At 46.7% G+C, this 17645-nt stretch carries 14 protein-coding genes and 1 other annotated feature; of the genes, 2 read left to right on the forward strand and 12 right to left on the reverse strand.

Going from position 1 to position 17645, the window contains the following annotated elements; all coding sequences use genetic code 11:
• Positions 1-30: 30 nt before the first annotated feature.
• From ACOJUR_RS12545 to tyrS, 5 genes are all read right to left on the reverse strand, one after another.
• Positions 31-1014, reverse strand: a complete 984-nt coding sequence (locus tag ACOJUR_RS12545) for a phosphotransferase (protein ID WP_306952710.1) — start codon at positions 1012-1014, stop codon at positions 31-33.
• Between the two features lie 6 nt (positions 1015-1020).
• Positions 1021-1692, reverse strand: coding sequence for a LysM peptidoglycan-binding domain-containing protein (locus ACOJUR_RS12550; protein ID WP_420950196.1), 672 nt, complete (start codon positions 1690-1692; stop codon positions 1021-1023).
• Between the two features lie 101 nt (positions 1693-1793).
• Positions 1794-3593 (reverse strand): methyl-accepting chemotaxis protein, encoded by a 1800-nt coding sequence (locus tag ACOJUR_RS12555; protein ID WP_306952706.1) that lies wholly within the window; start codon positions 3591-3593, stop codon positions 1794-1796.
• Between the two features lie 73 nt (positions 3594-3666).
• On the reverse strand, positions 3667-4413 hold the full coding sequence (locus ACOJUR_RS12560; RefSeq protein ID WP_420950197.1) for a sporulation protein YunB: 747 nt from the start codon (positions 4411-4413) through the stop codon (positions 3667-3669).
• Positions 4414-4457: 44 nt separating this feature from the next.
• Positions 4458-5696 (reverse strand): tyrosine--tRNA ligase, encoded by a 1239-nt coding sequence (gene tyrS, locus ACOJUR_RS12565; RefSeq protein ID WP_420950553.1) that lies wholly within the window; start codon positions 5694-5696, stop codon positions 4458-4460.
• 72 nt (positions 5697-5768) lie between these two features.
• Positions 5769-5999: a binding site (T-box leader), on the reverse strand.
• A 108-nt stretch (positions 6000-6107) separates the two neighbouring features.
• On the opposite strand from tyrS, the gene ACOJUR_RS12570 reads away from it, so the two are divergent.
• Positions 6108-8366: a transglycosylase domain-containing protein gene (locus ACOJUR_RS12570; protein ID WP_420950198.1), complete on the forward strand. Its 2259-nt coding sequence runs from the start codon at positions 6108-6110 to the stop codon at positions 8364-8366.
• On the opposite strand, the gene ACOJUR_RS12575 is transcribed toward ACOJUR_RS12570, so the two are convergent.
• Positions 8341-10695 (reverse strand): endonuclease MutS2, encoded by a 2355-nt coding sequence (locus ACOJUR_RS12575; protein WP_420950199.1) that lies wholly within the window; start codon positions 10693-10695, stop codon positions 8341-8343. The genes ACOJUR_RS12570 and ACOJUR_RS12575 overlap by 26 nt on opposite strands.
• A 225-nt stretch (positions 10696-10920) precedes the next feature.
• Between ACOJUR_RS12575 and ACOJUR_RS12580 the strand changes: the two genes are divergently transcribed.
• A complete protein-coding gene (locus ACOJUR_RS12580) occupies positions 10921-11271 on the forward strand; it encodes a phage holin family protein (RefSeq protein WP_072872699.1) in 351 nt (116 codons plus the stop codon).
• Positions 11272-11408: 137 nt separating this feature from the next.
• Here the strand turns inward: ACOJUR_RS12580 and ACOJUR_RS12585 are convergent, their stop codons facing one another.
• The 6 genes from ACOJUR_RS12585 to purE form a co-directional block, all read right to left on the reverse strand.
• Complete coding sequence (locus tag ACOJUR_RS12585; protein ID WP_129583467.1) at positions 11409-11933, reverse strand: CvpA family protein; 525 nt, start codon at positions 11931-11933, stop codon at positions 11409-11411.
• Between the two features lie 32 nt (positions 11934-11965).
• The gene (locus ACOJUR_RS12590; protein WP_072872700.1) at positions 11966-12277 is read right to left on the reverse strand and encodes a cell division protein ZapA; all 312 of its coding nucleotides are present in this window, start codon (positions 12275-12277) and stop codon (positions 11966-11968) included.
• A 78-nt stretch (positions 12278-12355) separates the two neighbouring features.
• Entirely contained in the window at positions 12356-14824 is a 2469-nt protein-coding gene (pheT, locus tag ACOJUR_RS12595; RefSeq protein WP_420950200.1) for a phenylalanine--tRNA ligase subunit beta, read from the reverse strand.
• Positions 14825-14847: 23 nt separating this feature from the next.
• Entirely contained in the window at positions 14848-15894 is a 1047-nt protein-coding gene (pheS, locus tag ACOJUR_RS12600; RefSeq protein WP_306952919.1) for a phenylalanine--tRNA ligase subunit alpha, read from the reverse strand.
• Positions 15895-15910: 16 nt separating this feature from the next.
• Positions 15911-17089: a 5-(carboxyamino)imidazole ribonucleotide synthase gene (gene purK, locus ACOJUR_RS12605; RefSeq protein ID WP_420950201.1), complete on the reverse strand. Its 1179-nt coding sequence runs from the start codon at positions 17087-17089 to the stop codon at positions 15911-15913.
• A complete protein-coding gene (purE, locus tag ACOJUR_RS12610; RefSeq protein ID WP_203115294.1) occupies positions 17073-17573 on the reverse strand; it encodes a 5-(carboxyamino)imidazole ribonucleotide mutase in 501 nt (166 codons plus the stop codon). Before purE ends, purK begins: the two co-directional genes overlap by 17 nt.
• Between the last annotated feature and the right edge of the window lie 72 nt (positions 17574-17645).

Genomic DNA, 17645 nt, shown 5'->3' on the forward strand with positions numbered 1-17645 from the left:
CCTAGGCACCTGACGAATGCAAGCTGAGAACTACATGCGAATCGGATAAGGACTGTCACTGTATAGAAGTTGACGCCTTTTTGATTCACATTTGAGTGCGTAATGCACACGCGCCCAATCGTCAGCCGGATAGCCTCGTTTCGCCCATTCCACAAGAGACCGAGCCAGAATATCCGGCCAAGCCAAAATCCGCCAAAGAAGTCGTTCTCGCAAAGGCGACAAATGCGCAGCCTCCACATAAGCATCCATCATCTTCCGCCAATCGCCAGCTTGAAGATTCCCAAGAAATAAACTGTGGTTAGCTATTTGAGCCACGTCATAAAGCGGATCGTCCAAACCTGACTGGTCAAAATCAATCAACTGTACCTCCTGCGCTGGTCCAACAAGAAGATTATGGGGAGCTAAATCGCGGTGGCAGAAGGATAGCTGGCGAAATTCTACAAGCTGACGATAAAACGGAGCCGGCTCTTCCAGCACCTGGGCAACCTGCTTCAGCACACCAACCGAGAAAGGTTCAAGTGGCGGACAGCGTTCGCAAGCATCCTTCCAGACACCGGAGAGTGCTCTTGCCTTGAGAAATATTCTCTGCTGCAATGGCGTATGGTGAGAAAGAACAGAGGCGTCCATGCGCTGGACTGGAATTTGATGAAGCTGGGCCAGCGCATGGATAGCCGCCATTCGTTCATTCGGCAAACCAAGATTCAAATGCCGTCCAGGTAACCAAGGTTGCAAATAGCCGAGAGATGGAATGGTGTGAAGTCTGGTTAAATATACATGATTCTGATTAGGCAAAGCTACAGCAAAACGTATACCTTTTTCCTGCAAAAGTTGAGAGACTTTCGACAACGCTGCTAAACGTTTCTCACTGTCTTTCTCCTCTGCAAATTTCCAGACATAGTTCTGCCCATCTGCGGTAATCAAACCTGTCACAGTTCGTCTTTCTATACTGGCAATAACATTGAGCCCGTAATAGGATGCGATTTCACGAATAGCACCCTCTGCTAGCAGAGCCATGTGTAGTCAACCCTTGTCATAGGTAATGGTATCTGACCATCCCTCATCATCTAATCCACCCACAGGAGTCTGGCCGGATGTAGGCAAATCATTGTTGAAGGCTACTGTTTCTGATTGCCCCCGCGTATCTGTCAAAATATCAGACCAAGAAGACAAATCATAACTGCTTTCAGCAGCCGCTGGACTGCCTATATCTTTGCGCAATCCTCCTGTATGTGTGTGGGGGCCTTCCCAGTCGTTTATATTTTCTTCCGATCCGGTTGGCATCACCGTTTTATCTTTCATCATGTTCTTGGGAGGTGCAGCACTGGGAATGTAGACCACACGTCCGGGATCCAGTGTATCGCTTGGGCTCATTCCGTTTAAATGACAAAGTTCTAAAACTGAAACGTTGTAGAGTTCAGAAAGCGATTCTACGTTTTCACCTTCTTGCACCACATGCGGCCAAACAAACCCAAAATAACTGGGCACTTTCACGGTTGCTTTACTGGTTTTACTTTTTTTCTGCCCACCGGCAGATGATTTACCAAGTTCCGGGATACTGAGTGTCATGCCAGGAATAAGTTTGGCTGGAGATGTTATTTCTGGATTGGCTGCTAGGATGAGTGGAATTCGTACGCCAGTTTTCTTGGCGATACTGTAAAGACTGTCTCCTGGGCGCACAACATATTTTTTCACTACCGATTCCCTCCTCTGCGCGAAAGTCAGACTTTCCGCGCACGGTCTGCGGCAGTATATGCAGGCGCCCAGTCGAATGTCAGAGAAGAATGAAAGGAAATTTAGACTTTGAAAGTACCCACTAAGGATTGCAGTTCCTGGGCTAAATGAGATAACTCGTGTGAGGCTGCGGATATTTCTTCAACCGTCGCCAAACTTTCTTCTGTACTAGCGGCGTTAGCTTGTGAACCGGCAGCCACTTGTTCCATATAAGCATTTAAAGTTTGAATGACACTCAGACAACTTTGTACAACTGCACGGGTTTTTTCTACACTTTCTGCGATACTGTCTGTTGTGGGAACCACTTGTTTCACAGCCTGCAAAATACCATTCAGTACAGATTTGGTTTGCACGCTTGCTGCCTTACCGGCCTCAACAGAAACTACACCTTCTTGCATCACTTCGGTAACCCGTTCAGTGAGTTCGGCGTTTTGCCGAACAATCTCGTCGATTTCCAAGGTCGCAGAGCGACTTTGTTCCGCTAATGCGCGCACTTCTTGAGCAACAACCGCAAAGCCGCGTCCTGCTTCACCAGCACGTGCAGCCTCAATCGCAGCATTGAGAGCAAGAAGGTTTGTCTGATCAGCCAAGTCACGGATGGTATCCAGAATACGGTTAATCTCTTTTGATGATGAAGCCAAGCGAGAAACTTCCTCATTGGTTTTAGCAGCAATTTCAGCGACAGTTTGCATGGTACTTTCTGCTTGTACGACAGCTGCCTCTCCCTGTTCCGTCGCTTTCACCACTTCATCCACAGCTTGAAGCACGTGCTGTACACGGTTAGCAGTAGCGTTTCCCTGTTCCTCCACGCGTGCCATTCCTTCTTTCATGTCACTCAAGGAGAGAACGGCCTTTTCACTTAAAAGTGCAAATTCGCCAGCCGTTTCAGCAATTTCATTGACAGCATGGGCTGTCTCATCCGTGGAAGCTGTCAAATCTTGTGCATTGGACGCCAACGTATTGGCTGTCTGCACAACTTTGCGCACTAAATCAGCAACCGAGGCTAACACCCGATTGGTGGCTTCAGCTAATTTTTCAATCTCATCACGGCTGTGCACCCCTTCAATACGTCGGCGCAAATCCCCATCTGCACTGGCAATTTGATCGAGAATTCGCGTAACTCGTCTAATATTGCGGGGAGTTTGAAACGTTGCAGGAATTCCAAAAATAAGGCCAATGAGAATAGTGAATAAAATAAGGACTCCCAATACTACAAAAGTAACATTGACAGTTTGTTTGAGGTGTAAAGCAGAACGATTGGCGGAAGTTTGCACCGTATTTAAAAATTCATTGATGGAGTCAGAAGCATTGGCTAATCGTTGTGTGCCTTTGCCCTCTGCAACCAACTGCAATGCTTGTTTCCCTTCATCGTCCATCATATACGTTACCAATTCATTCGCTTCGGTAGAATAATTGACAAATTGAGCTTTGGCATTCTCAAGTTCTGCAAGGCTCTTTGGATTATCGGCCAGCAAGTTTTCGAGTACATGGTAAGTGTTTATAAAATCGCCCGATTTATCGTAAAAGCCATTGTTCAATAGATTTTGATTATTCGTCATAAGATAGCTGTGCATGGTTGAATCCATAGATAGCAGATCTTCCTGTAGTCGGTGCCCGTCCTGCAAGATTTCTACATCTTTTGTGGCTACCGTCTGTATTTGACTGCGCATGTTTAACAATTGCACCGTACTGACAACGCCAATCACGATAATACTCAGTAAAATGATGCCAAATGTTCCACCAATTTTAATTTGAATGGATAAAAAAGGGACTTTTTTCCTGTACCAATCTCGTACTTTGTGTAGTGGTGACGAACTGCGATTGGGCAGCTCTGAATTTTGTAATTGTGGTTCCAAACTCAACTGAACTTCGCCCCCATCTCCTATACCCTAGTCAAAATGACAGAGATGAATTCGACTTCCAGCATGAGTTTTCCTATCGGGGAGCGGAAAATTTTGTCGAACTTTGTCCATTTGAATGGCTATAATTGTTCCACCCGCCAGCAGCGTAAGCTCCAGGAACCGGACCTGACATAACAATGACAGCCAGAGGTGCGTCGGACTGTACACTAAGAGGCAAAGAGACAAATGGAGCGATCACGTTGACATCCGCTACTAAACGCAATTTTAAAACATGGACGGCTTGGTTAAGTCCTGTATTACTTGAATCGATATACAAAGTGGAATGAACATTTCCAAGTAAAATAAGGTGTACAGGTACGCTCATGCGAGCCAAAGAGAAAAGCGGTCCACCAATGGCTTGGCCAATCGGTACAGAGATTGTAGTGTGATTAACCTGATTGATTAGCTGTTTAGCTCTTTGAGTAGCATCTGCTTGAATTTCTGTGAGAGCGTGCAGATGGAACCGAGCAACTGTTAAATTACTCTGTCCCGGCGCTGGAGAGAGACTGACAAGTTCATCAGCATCTGAAATTTTGAGCAGTTCAGTATCGAGTGCCTGTGTCAACGCTTCTGAAGCAACATGACGCGCCTCGGTAGCAGCCAGGCTAACCATGACGGGTTGAAGACGTCGTTCTGCAGAAAACATCATACATACAAGTGCAGCAGTAAATAAAAGGATAACCATCGGTAATCTGAGCCGCAAAAAAAACTTTGCGCCTGCCTGCACTTCCACGGAGGAAGAGCGGGCAGAGCGGCGCGCGTGAAATTTTCGACGCAGCATGGATGCGCACCCCCCATGCTTCTTGTATGCATCGAAAAATAAAACTAGGACAGGCGAATGCGCACAAATTGCCGCTTGCCCACTTGCAAAATATCCCCATCAGAAAAATTCAACTCAGCGTCTACATTGTCAATTTTTTCTCCATTCCAACGAACCGCACCGCCCTCAATCAGCCGACGAGCCTCTCCATTGCTTTTGGCAAGCCCTAATTCTGTCAGAGCTTTCACCACCCAGATCAGAGATTCAGACATGGATACGTCTGGAATATCGGATGGCAGTTCTCGCTTTTGAAACACCTGTTGCCAATGTTCAAGCGCTTTTTGTACTGCGTCGTCACCGTGAAAACGTCTTACTAGTTCAGCAGCCACTTGCATTTTGGCATCACGGGGATGAAGAGTGCCATTTTTTAAACTTTCGAGCCAGTTCTCATATTCCGTTTGAGCTGGAGTGAGAAGCAGAAGGTAATACTTTGGCAACAATTCATCTGGAATCGACATTAATTTGCCGAACATGGTGTGTAAATCTTCATTAACACCTACATAATTGCCGAGACTTTTGGACATTTTGTGCACGCCGTCCAACCCTTCGAGAAGCGGCATCATCAAAACAACTTGCATGTCCTGTTGAAACTCTTTCTGCAAGGTGCGCCCCATGAGAAGGTTGAATTTTTGGTCCGTACCGCCAAATTCAATATCGGTTTGTAATGCAACTGAGTCATAAGCCTGCATGAGCGGGTAAAAAAACTCATGAATGTGAATAGGTCTATTTTCTACATAACGTTTATGAAAATCGTCCCGTTCCAACATGCGTGCCACCGTCACGTAGGAAGCCAAGCGAACCACATCCGCAAATGTCAGCGCTGAAAGCCAGCTTGAATTGTAGACAATCTCTGTCCGTTTCGGATCGAGAATTTTAAAAACCTGAGTGACATAAGTTTTGGCGTTTTCTTGAACTTGTTCTCTGCTCAGTTGTGTGCGTGTTTCCGACTTGCCTGTAGGGTCGCCCACTTGGCCAGTAAAGTCACCAATCACCAAATGAACTTGATGGCCGAATTCCTGCATTTGCCGTATTTTTTGCAAAACAACGGCATGACCAAGATGAATATCAGGAGCTGTAGGATCCATTCCCAATTTCAAACGCAAAGGACGGTTCTCCATCAGACATTTGCGCAACTTGTCTTTCAATTCTGTTTCGGGAACGATTTCCGCCGTACCTTGAGCAATCATGGCAAACTGTCTTTCCACTTCTTTTTCAATTTCAACCGGCACATGCGCAGCCGTCATATCGAGATCGACCTCCATCAAATGAAATGGGAAGTTATACCTCCCAGGAATCATAAAAAACACCTCATCCTACTACAGGACGAGGTGTTATTCCCCGCGGTACCACCTGAATTGCTGAAGAATCCATTCAAAACACTTCAGCCACTCCAGGCGATAACGGACCCATCCGTGTCTTTGCAAAAGTGCAAACACAACCTCAGCAGTTGTAAGTTCAGCCTGGAAGCAGGTTCGGCTCGCAGCAACCGCCGACTCTCTGGACCTTTTTATTCTTCCTGCCTACTGATTCTGCGTCAACAGCATGAAACAATGATTTTGATTCAATCTATAACAGAAGCCAATCTGCTGTCAATGGCTCTCATAACTGTCCATAGTTTGATGCATGATGTATAGAAAGAGAGGAGACCTGCGGTCATGACAAAGAGATACAAGCATCGCCAAAAACGCCGTTCCAAAGTGGTTCGCTGGCAAAAAGGAATGCGCTTTGTCAGTTCAATTGTAGCAGGTGTCTGTGTCAGTACCGCTCTCTTTCTGATTGGCGCAGCTGGCGGTTACAGCTATGTAGCAGCCCACCATTTGCCAACGCTTGATGTCAATCGCCTGGCATCACAGCCACACATTACAGAAGTATACGACAGAAACGGAAAATGGCTTGGAAATTTTGCCCGCAGCGAAGATTTTGAAAGCATCCATTCTCTTCAAGAAGTGTCGCCCTTACTGGTACAAGCGTATGTAGACGCTGAAGATAAAACTTTTTTTAAAAATCCAGGGATTGCACCGCTTTCACTATTGCGCGCCTGTTATCAAGACGTCGTATGGCATCATATTGTCAGCGGAGCAAGTACGATTACCCAACAAACCATTAAACTAGTCTATTTTCCAGAGCAACAACGCACACTAGAGCGCAAATTAGAAGAAGCGGTTCTTGCCATAGAAGCCAATCATTTTCTTAGCAAACAAGAAATTTTAATTGATTACTTAAACCATGTGTATTTCGGCAAGTATGATGGTAAACAAATTTATGGTGTCAAGGCAGCTGCACACATTATGTTAGGTAAATCCTTGCAAAACTTGACACCTGCAGAAGCAGCCTTTTTGGCAACAATCCCGAACAATCCAAGCGAGTTTCATCCAATTCAACATCCGCACGCCACTTTGACTCGCTGTCATTGGATTCTAGGGGAAATGTACCGTTGCGGCACACTTTCCAAAGCAGAATATCAACAGGCGCTGAATGAGCCGATTTTAAAAGAATTGAAGCACCCCAACATGCCTCTGTTTGGCAATCACCCTTACTTAATGCTCGATGACATTCAGCCACTTGTCGCTCAGTTATTGGTCGATCACGGTTTATATGCCAATAGAGAATCTGCCATCAACGCACTGCCATTCTCTGGATTACGAATTTATACTACGGTGGATGCACATCTGCAAAATCGTTTAGAAGACATTCTTGCAAATAACCCGAGTTTATCCAATTGTAATTTGCCAAATCCTGTACATCCACAACAATACGATTTACTGGAAGCCGGTATGACGCTGATTGACAACCATTCTGGAGGCATCCTGGCTATGAGTGGAGGACGCGACTACCGTGACGATCAAATTGACCATGCAAACTTGGCCCGTCAACCGGGATCGGCCATCAAGCCAATTCTTGATTATGCGCCAGCTATCGATTGTGGTCAGCTTATAGCAGCCAGCATTCTTTCTGACCGACCTACGATCTTTTCCAAAAAACCTTTATTTGCTCCAAAAGATGATGATGGAAAATTTCGTGGCGACGTCTCCGTTCGCGAAGCGCTAATTCATTCGTTCAATGTACCTGCCGTCGAAACATTGCAAAAAATCTCTCCACAATTAGGTTTTGCCTATCTTGAGCGTCTAGGTCTGCCTATTGGCGCGCAGACTTTGACTGGTGGCTCCAGCTTAGTGGAAAAGGATGTGCAACTAGCCAGCGCCATTGGCGGTATGACACATGGTCTTTCAGTCACACAACTGACGGATGCCTACACCGCGCTCGCCAATCAAGGGATTTGGCGGCAAGCTTATCTCATAGAAAAAATCACGGATGCCAATGGACATCTGCTATATCAAGCGAAACCTGTATCACGTCGAGTTTTCCGTCCCTCCACAGCATTTATTGTCACTTCTATGCTTGAAGATGTAGTGAAGCGGGGAACTGGATGGCATATTCATCAAACTTACCCAAATATTAACATAGCCGGAAAAACAGGCACCACAGACAATGAGGAAAATGGCTGGTTTATTGGTTATACGCCTGATTACACATTGGGAGTGTGGACTGGCTACAATCACAACCAATCCATTCCCATGCGAGTTTATCAGACGAAAATGAAACTTTGGGAAGCAATGATGAAACCTCTTTTGAACGCACAAGCAAATTTTCCAGTACCAGAAACTGTGACCAGCGCCTTAATATGCAAAGATACTGGAGAATTAGCCAATCTACAATGCCTTATGACTCATCGAGCAGTCAAGGAGTATTTTGAGCGTGGCAGCGTGCCAGACAAAATTTGTTCTCGCATACATTCGCCTATACAGACCGAATCCAAGCAAATTCCGTCGAATTTGCCAGTTCCTTTACCTGATGATTTATGGCCTGAAGCATCACAACCACCGGACCTCATACCTGGACTGACACAACCGTAACCCCATCGCCGCCTTCGCCAAGGCTTCCGGAAGCAAACGACTTAACAGCTTTATGGTGCTTTAAATGTTGGCGAATGGCGGTACGCAAAGCACCTGTACCTTTACCGTGAATAATTACAATACGACCTAGACCTTGCAGCATTGCTGCATCTAGGTGACGATCGATACGTAACAAGGCATCTTCGACTGTTTCGCCGCGTACATCGATTTCCATACGTATGCTCTCGCCGCCTTTCACACGAACGCCTTGAACGGTTGGCTTACTTGCGCCTTCAATAGGCTCCAAATCTCTTACATCAATTTTGCTTCGCAATGGCCCCATTTGGACAGTCGCATATTGGCCAGATAGCTCAATAACTTCCGCTTTTTGTCCAAGCGAAAGCACGCGCACGGCTTGTCCGACAGCAATAGCTTTTTTGTTGCCACTCTTGGCTCTCTGAATGTTTTTTCGTGTTGGCAGTGCCTCTTCTAAAGATTTACGCAACTCGACAAACTCGTGATCTTTCCAGTCCTTTCGTTCCCTGCGTAATTCTTGAATAACGCGTTCCGCAGTTTGGCGAGCGTTTACCAGTACACGTTCCGCTTCCTGAAGAAGCTCTTCTTCTTTTCTGGAAGATGCTTCTTCCCATTCGACCAAAGCGCGTTGGTACTGTTCTTCCAAAGACTGCGCTTTGTTTCGCGCTTCTTCAGCTGCCGCCAAGGCCTCCAAATGTTGTTTGCGAGCTTTTTCCATTTCACCAATCAACCGATCCATTTCTTCCTGTTCATTGGAAATATAGCGGGACGCTCGTTCTATAATTTTTTCCGGTAAACCGAGACGTCGAGCAATCGCAAAAGCGTTGGATCGACCAGGTACACCAATTAACAATCGATACGTTGGCTGTAAACTTTGCACGTCAAATTCCATGCTAGCATTGATGGCGGCCGGTTCTCGAAAAGCAAACGCTTTAAGCTCTGCATGGTGAGTGGTAGCTACAACGCGCGCTCCACATTCGGCTAATGTTTCTAAAATAGCGACGGCAAGCGCTGCCCCTTCTCCCGGGTCAGTCCCTGCCCCCAGTTCGTCCAGCAGCACTAAATCCTGCTCATGAACCTGTTGAAGCATGTGAATCATATTTTTTAAATGTGAGGAGAAGGTGGAAAGACTTTGTTCAATACTTTGCTCATCACCAATATCCGCAAAAATAGTTCGGCAAAAAGCGATTTCACTATTTTCATTCGCGTGAATAAAACAGCCCGCCATAGCCATAAGCGTTAGCAAACCCATAGTTTTGAGAGTGACTGTTTTACCCCCAGTGTTGGGACCGGTAATCATAAGCATGCGATATTCGCGGCCTAATTCCAGATCAATTGGGACCGCTTGTTTCTCATCAAGAAGTGGGTGACGGGCACTACGCAATAACCAGTATCCATCCGAATTCATTTTCGGTTTGCTGCAATGATGCTTCAATGCATAGCGAGCTTTGGCAAACCAGGCGTCTAAGTTACTGAGAAGCTGACAGTTTTCTCGCAATTCGTCCGCTACTTCAGCTACCAAAGCGCTCAGTTTTTGTAAAATTTTTTCAATTTCCCGTTCTTCACGAACCAGCAATTCCCGTACTTTTTCTCCCTGCTCGAGTACAGCTTGCGGTTCAACATATACGGTCGATCCGCTAGCAGACGTATCTCTCACAATTCCAGGTATCTGGTGTTTGGCATCCACCCGAACTGGCAAACAGAGAGATTGTCCGCGTAGAGCAATCACTGGCTCTTGCAAGTGACGCGCTTCTTTGCGCAACAAATCTTCTAATATTTTGCGGGCTCTAGCTTCTGCCGTGCGCCTTTCAATGCGTAACTGACGTAGTTCTGGACTAGCGTGATCGGAAATCGTGGCATCATCCAAGATAATCCTGGCAATTTCCAATTCCAATCTCCGTGCGTCAAACAGCGCTTCACTCAATTCACGGACGTGAGGAAAGACATTGGATGTTCCCAAACCTTCTGCTGTCTCGTATTGCCCAACTGCATTTCTGATATATTGCTTGAGATTCGCTGTACCTTCAATACAACGACGAATCGCCAATAATTGTTCAATATTGAGCACGCTTCCTAACTGTGCTCTTTTCAAGGCGTCTCGAATATCACTGATACCCCCAAAAGCAGGTTGACCGAACCGCTGTATGCACACAAACGCCTCATCTACAGCTTCGAGTTCCTGCTCTGCTTCTGTACACAGGGTATAGGGAGAAAGTTCTTCCAATCGATTTTGTCCTAAACCAGACGCGGCAAATTTCGCTATTTGCGCTCTAACTTTGAAAAATTCGAGCGTGGCTAGCGATTTTTCCAACACATGTAATCCCTCGTTTCGCAGCCCCAGAAATCAACAAATAAACTTCAATCAATGTAACATAATCCTATGGAGAAAGAAAAAACCCAGTGGACGGATAGGATTCAGGTCATATCGGGCAAACTGAGGACAGGTTCGTCAACCGACCGCATAACGAACTGTAAGGAACCAACTTGCTCAAGTTTCGCACCCTAAGACTTAACTTTTTTGCGACGAGGAGGCATACGCATGAATTGGATCGGCACGATTGTTCGTTTTATTGTTTCCGCACTTGTTCTTATGTTTGTAGGCTTCATTGTACCAGGATTCGCTGTGGCTTCTTTTGGTTGGGCTCTTGTTGCTGCTGTGGTCATTGCCCTATTGGGAATGGTCATTGAAGCTATTTTTGGGCACCACATCTCTCCCTATGGAAGAGGCGTCGTTGGTTTTATTTCTGGAGCAGTCGTCCTCTACATTGCCCAATTATTTGTACCAGGTATGCGAGTGACAATTCTTGGAGCATTGCTGGCCTCCCTGGTCATTGGCATTATCGATCTGTTTGTACCTACTGAGTTTCGGCGCAGCCGATTACACGATTGACAAAAGAGACAAAGCATATACATTTAAAAATTTTTCTATAACATACCCACAAAGTTGGGGCGCGGCTTTTTGAGCCGCGCCAAATTCATCAGTAACCCTTCCACATCCTATGCGGACAAATTGGCAACTTTTATCCATTACGTGTGAAAATCTATGGTAATGGAATGCGCTTCTTCCAACGATTTGCCACTTAGCCAAGCAGCAAACTGGGAATGGCGCAACTGGGCTTGTAAGGCTGGATTATGGATGTAATGAAGTACCAGCACAGCAATATACAGAAAGAGCAGCGTCAATAATATCCCAGCTGCCAATCCAGCCAGACGATTAATAAAAGAAAGCACAGGCAGAGAAAAGAGAGTTTCCAGCAACCCTGCTGCGTATCGCAAAATTAAATAAGTCACTACAAAAATCAGCAGGAAAGCGACAGCACCCGATAAGTTCCCAAAAATCTCAGTAGCAAAACCTTGCGGTATATTCGGCAAGATATGCCATTTTTCAATGACTGGAGCAACGTATGGGCGCAACCAATAAGAAACCGCATAAGCGATAATTCCACCAAAAAGCCGCGTTACCTGGCGAATGAAACCTGTCCGATAACCGTTCCATGCCCCAAGCAACAACACCAGCAGCATGATGATATCTAACGCGTCCAAACTGTTCACCACATTTCCCGTCCAGCAAGATTGACTTGCTATCAGTTGCTCTGTCTCGTTTGCTCATCCAGCAATTCTAAAAGTTCTCTATGTTCCTTTTCTAATTTTTCATACTGCGCCTGTAATTGCTCTAACTTATTTTCAGTTTGAATCAATTCATCAGCCATATTAACTGCAGAAAGAACCGCCACTCTGCGCTCGTCCAGATGGGGGATAGCACTGGAAATTGCAGCCATCAACCGATCAACACGCTGAGCCACCTGCCGCATATGTTGACTGGAAGCATCACCGCGCAACGTATATTCTGTTCCGAAAATTTCAACCTTCACTCGATTGTGATGCGCGTCTTCCATGTCTTTATCCCCCCGTTTTCGAGCGCCTTCTCTACAAAATGATGCCAACCTGTATGTTAAGAATGTTCTCGTCTGACTTTAAGAATCCTGCCCACGCAATTCCGCTCCATATTCCAAACGCAAGCCATGAAGAATAGCATCCATAATCCGCTGAATAGAGTCGTCATCTAAAGTTGCGTCTTCAAGACCCAAAGAAATGGAAATACCGACGCTTTTTTTGCCCACAGGTATACCCTTGCCACTGTACACATCAAAGATTTTTGCTGTCAACTGTAAATGAGGCATGACGGCCAATGCATTTTTCCGAACTTGAATAAGCAAAGACTCGGCCGGTACTTCATGGTCTACCAGAACAGCTAAATCCCGATATGACCATGGTTGACGGGATACAGGATGAACCTGCCAAGCGTGTACAGGTAACGACGCTACTGTTGTCAGGTCGATCTCGGCCCAAATAGCCCGCGGCAACTCTAACTGTAAAGCGCTCTCCGGATGTAACTCACCCAATGAGCCTATCGTGACGCCATTCACAAGGATATCCGCACTTCGTCCTGGATGTAACCATGGCAAATGAGAACGCGTAAATTGCAAGTTTTCTTGTAGTCCCAGAACCATCAGCCAATATTCCAACACGCCTTTTGCATCAAAAAATGTATAGGCGCGCGGCGGACGCCCCAGTTCTATATCCGTATGTCCAAACCAAAGAGCCCCGAGCGAGTGTCTTTCTTCCGGTTGCTGAACAAGTGGCAACTGGTATGGGTGAAAAACACGAGAAATTTCGAAAATGGCTCCGCCCTTCACACCATGATTCAAATTGTAAAGAGCAACTTGCGCTAAACTAGGCAAAAGATGTCGGCGCAAATGGGAACGTTCTTCCGACATAGGCAACAGAAGTGGAATGCTCTGTCGCAAAGAATGATTTTCAGGCAATCGCAAACAGGATATCGATTCTGGATGACCAAATGCGTAGGTCACCACTTCGTCCATACCACAATTCGTGAAAAGACTGCGTGTCATCTTCTGCAACTTATAACTTTCTCCGACACGCCCTGGAGCATTGGCCAGCATCGGCAAGGTAGCAGGAATAGCATCGTAACCACAGAGACGAGCTACTTCTTCAACCAAATCCGCCTCCAATTGAATATCTGCTCGTCTCGAAGGAACCATAATTCGCCAATTTTCTGTCTCTCCCTGACCAATAACCGTAAATCCTAGCCGGGAAAAAACATTTCTCATTTCACTGGCCTGAAAACTTGTGCCAAGCACTTGATTGCATCGTGCGGGCGAAAAACAGACTTCATGCGCCAGCATGCTTGGCATGCTGTCTGACGTGACTTGACATACGCCCCCCTGTGGCGTTGCGCCAACAATTTGTTGCAAGAGTGCAACTGCACGTTTCAGTGCAGGAATTTGTACTGCCGGATCTACACCACGTTCAAAACGTTGCTGAGCTTCTGAACGTAAACCTAGTTTCTGACCCGTTCTGCGTACATGGCTTCTCTCAAATAAGGCAGATTCGAGCAATACGGAGCGACTACCCAGGCTGATTTCGCTGTTGGCACCGCCCATCACTCCCGCTATGCCCAATGCTTTTTTCGGATCAGCAATTAATGTCATGCCCTCAGCTAAAACACGTTTTTGCCCATCCAGCGTTTCTATCAGTTCTCCTTGCTCAGCATCACGCACAATAATCTGTCCAGCTTCAACTGTGGCAAAGTCAAAAGCATGAAGTGGTTGACCCCACTCCAACATGACATAATTGGTAACATCGACAATCGCATCGATGGGACGGATGCCTGCAGCAAGCAGCCGCATTTGCATCCATAGCGGAGAAGGTTGATGGTTGCCTGTGAGTTGAAGCACTTGTCCTGCATAAGCGTGGCAACCTGCACTTTCAATGCGCACACGCACTTGCGGTGTATCACTTACATCGAGATGATGCCCCTCTGCCTTCTCCTCAAAATGAGAACGGCGACCCAGTAAAGCAGCCACTTCATAGGCCAGACCACGCATGGAAAGGCAATCACCACGATTGGGCGTCAAATCGAGATCGAGCACAGCGTCATCCAAATGCAGTACATCTACAATCGATTGCCCAATCGGAGTATCCTCTGGCAAGAGAAACAGCCCACTGGTTTGTTCGGTGGGCAAAAGTCGAACCTCAAGACCCAATTCCTTTGCGGAGCAAAGCATACCACTCGATTCTACCCCGCGCAATTTAGCGCGCTTGATCTCCACGCCACCAGGAAGCTTGGCGCCAACCAAAGCGACGGGAACACGAACACCAGCGCGTACGTTTGCTGCGCCGCATACAATCTGCAGAATTTCACCTGTACCCGCATCCACTTGGCATACTTTCAAACGGTCAGCATTGCTGTGTTGCTCACAAGCAAGAACCGCTCCCACAACTACACCTTCTACACCTTGATTGCGCGTCGTTACAGCATCGACCGTCAAGCCACCGGAAGTTAAAAGTTCAGCCAGACGCTCAGGTGTGACATCATTTAAATCGACATATTCAGATAACCATTGATAAGAAACCCGCAAAACCCATCATCCTCTCCAGGCCATCAACGCAACTGCGAAAATTGCCGCAAAAAACGCAGATCATTTTGATAGAGTAAACGAATATCGGAGATTCCATATTTTAGCATGGCAATTCTTTCTGGACCCATGCCAAACGCGAATCCGCTATAAGCATCGGGCGAGTAGCCAGCGGCGGCCAAAACATTCGGATGCACCATGCCTGCACCAAGTATTTCAATCCAGCCTGTTTGCTTGCAAACACGACATCCCTGGCCCTTGCAATGAATGCAACGCACGTCAACCTCAGCACTAGGTTCTGTAAATGGGAAGAAACTGGGTCGCAATCGCACAGCTTGTTCCGGACCGAATAAAGCTTTGGCAAACTCTTCAAGCGTCCCTTTCAAGTCACTCATGCGAATATTTTTATCTACAACCAGTCCTTCCACTTGATGAAAAGCATGCGAGTGGGTAGCATCATCTTCGTCGCGTCGATAAACACGCCCTGGAACAATCACTTTAACTGGAATATTGGGCCGCATCTGCTCCATTACACGCACTTGCATAGGCGATGTATGCGTGCGCAACAACAATTCTTCCGACAAATAAAAAGTGTCTTGCATGTCTCTAGCTGGATGATCTTTAGGGACATTCAGCATCTCAAAATTATAGGCGTCCGTTTCAACTTCCGGACCTTCTACAACCGCGAATCCCATTTTGACAAAAATATCTTCAATCTCCATTAAGATTCGAGTAATAGGATGCAAATGGCCAATGGCCTGGGGTGTGCCTGGCAAAGTAATATCCAGTGTCTCTTCTCGCAGCTTCCGCTCGATTTCTAATTCATCCATTTCCCGCATACGTTCAGTAAACGCGGATTCCAAAGTCTGTCGAAGCGCGTGAATTTGCTGCCCTGCCATACGTCGGTCGTCTGGACTAAGATTGCCAAGCATTTTCATCCACTGTGCAATCTCACTTTTCTTGCCTAAATACTCTACACGCCAAGCATCTAAAGTCCGGCGGTCTTCAAGGCTTGACAGTTCAGCCAGCGCCTTGCTCCGCAAGTCGGGAATGTCGCGCTGTAGCTTATCCATATCCATGCAATTTTCCTCACCTTTCAGAATCGGTTGCCCATATTTTGGACGATCCGATAAACTGCAAAGCTGTATCGATATCTCCAAGACATGTGAGATGCCCCATTTTACGATGAACTTTAGGCTCGCGTTTCCCGTAAAGATGCAGTTTTACATTACGCGGCAAACGGTCGATTTGCTCAAGCAAAGGATGAAGATGTTGGCCAAGCACATTGACCATAACTGCTGGTGTAAGCAATCGATTCTCCGCCAAAGGCAGTCCGCAAATGGCTCGGATATGCTGTTCAAATTGTGAAGTAGCACAAGCTTCGATGGTTAAATGGCCGCTATTGTGAGGACGCGGGGCTAACTCATTCACCAACACCTCACCGCTCTCCGTAAGAAACATTTCCACAGCGAGTGTTCCTACCAATTGCAATTGATCAGCTATTTTCACCGCAGCTTGTTGAGCCAAACGAACAGCCTCTTCAGGAATACGAGCGGGAACGATAGACATGTACAAAATGCCGTTTTGGTGGTGATTTTCAATGACGGGAAAAAGCGATTGTTCTCCCTGAACTCCTCGCGTAACAATGACTGATATTTCACGTACAAACGGTACCAGCCACTCATAAATTAAAGGGCCAGCTTCATCTTGTCCATGCACCCGCAAATACGGCTGGCATTCATTCCAAATATCCTCCAACCGACTTTCTGGTACAATTCTCCACTGTCCTTTACCATCATAACCGCCGCGAGTTGTTTTCAATATTCCGCGCTTTCCCGATTCTTGAAAGACGGTTTTTAAGTCATTGAATGTGAAAACAGCACGCCACTTTGCCACTGGTACGCCAGCCTTCTCCATCGTCTGTTTTTCACGAATGCGATGCTGGGTGATAAAGAGCAGATGGCTACCCTGCGGCATATACGCCTCATCGCTAAGAATGGAAGCCACTTGCGCATCAACATTCTCAAACTCATACGTAATGATGTCAGCCTCTTTAGCCAACTGGCGAGCTGCCTTCACATCGCTGTAATCTGCCTCAACCTGTGCATCGGCTACTTGGGCAGCAGGAGAATCAGGAGCAGGATCGAGCACCACAAATCGGTAGCCCATAGCTCGTCCAGCCAATGCCATCATGCGTCCCAGTTGACCGCCACCCAGTATACCAATGGTTTGACCTGGCAATATCACATGTTTAGCCGCGCTGGACATGGGGAAGACCTCCTTCCACCACGCTTTGCCGGATGAGTTCTCTGCGAGTGACCAATTTTTCAGCTAACTCTGGATGATGTACCGCTAAGATGCGTGCAGCAAAGAGGGCTGCGTTTTGGGCACCTGCTTTGCCAATGGCCATCGTAGCAACCGGGACGCCACCAGGCATCTGAACAATGCTGAGCAAGGAATCCAGCCCATTCAATGCTTTGGATTGCACAGGTACACCAATGACCGGCAAATCGGTCTTAGCAGCTACCATTCCCGGCAAATGCGCAGCACCGCCTGCACCGGCTATGATAATCTGCAGACCGCGCTCTGCGGCAGTTTCAGCATATTGAAACATTTCATCCGGCGTACGGTGGGCAGAGACAACCTTGGCCTCATAGGGAATATCGAGATCGCCCAGATATTTACAAGTATGTTCCATGGTCTCCCAGTCAGACTGGCTTCCCATAATCACTCCAACCCATGGCTGTGCCATATGTATAATCTTCCTCCACAACCTGTTTCGTTCTTTATCATCCTCGACTGCTCTACAGTGTATCATACCAAA

Source organism: Alicyclobacillus tolerans, from assembly GCF_048984885.1.
In the GTDB taxonomy this organism is placed as follows: Bacteria; Bacillota; Bacilli; order Alicyclobacillales; family Alicyclobacillaceae; genus Alicyclobacillus_I; species Alicyclobacillus_I tolerans.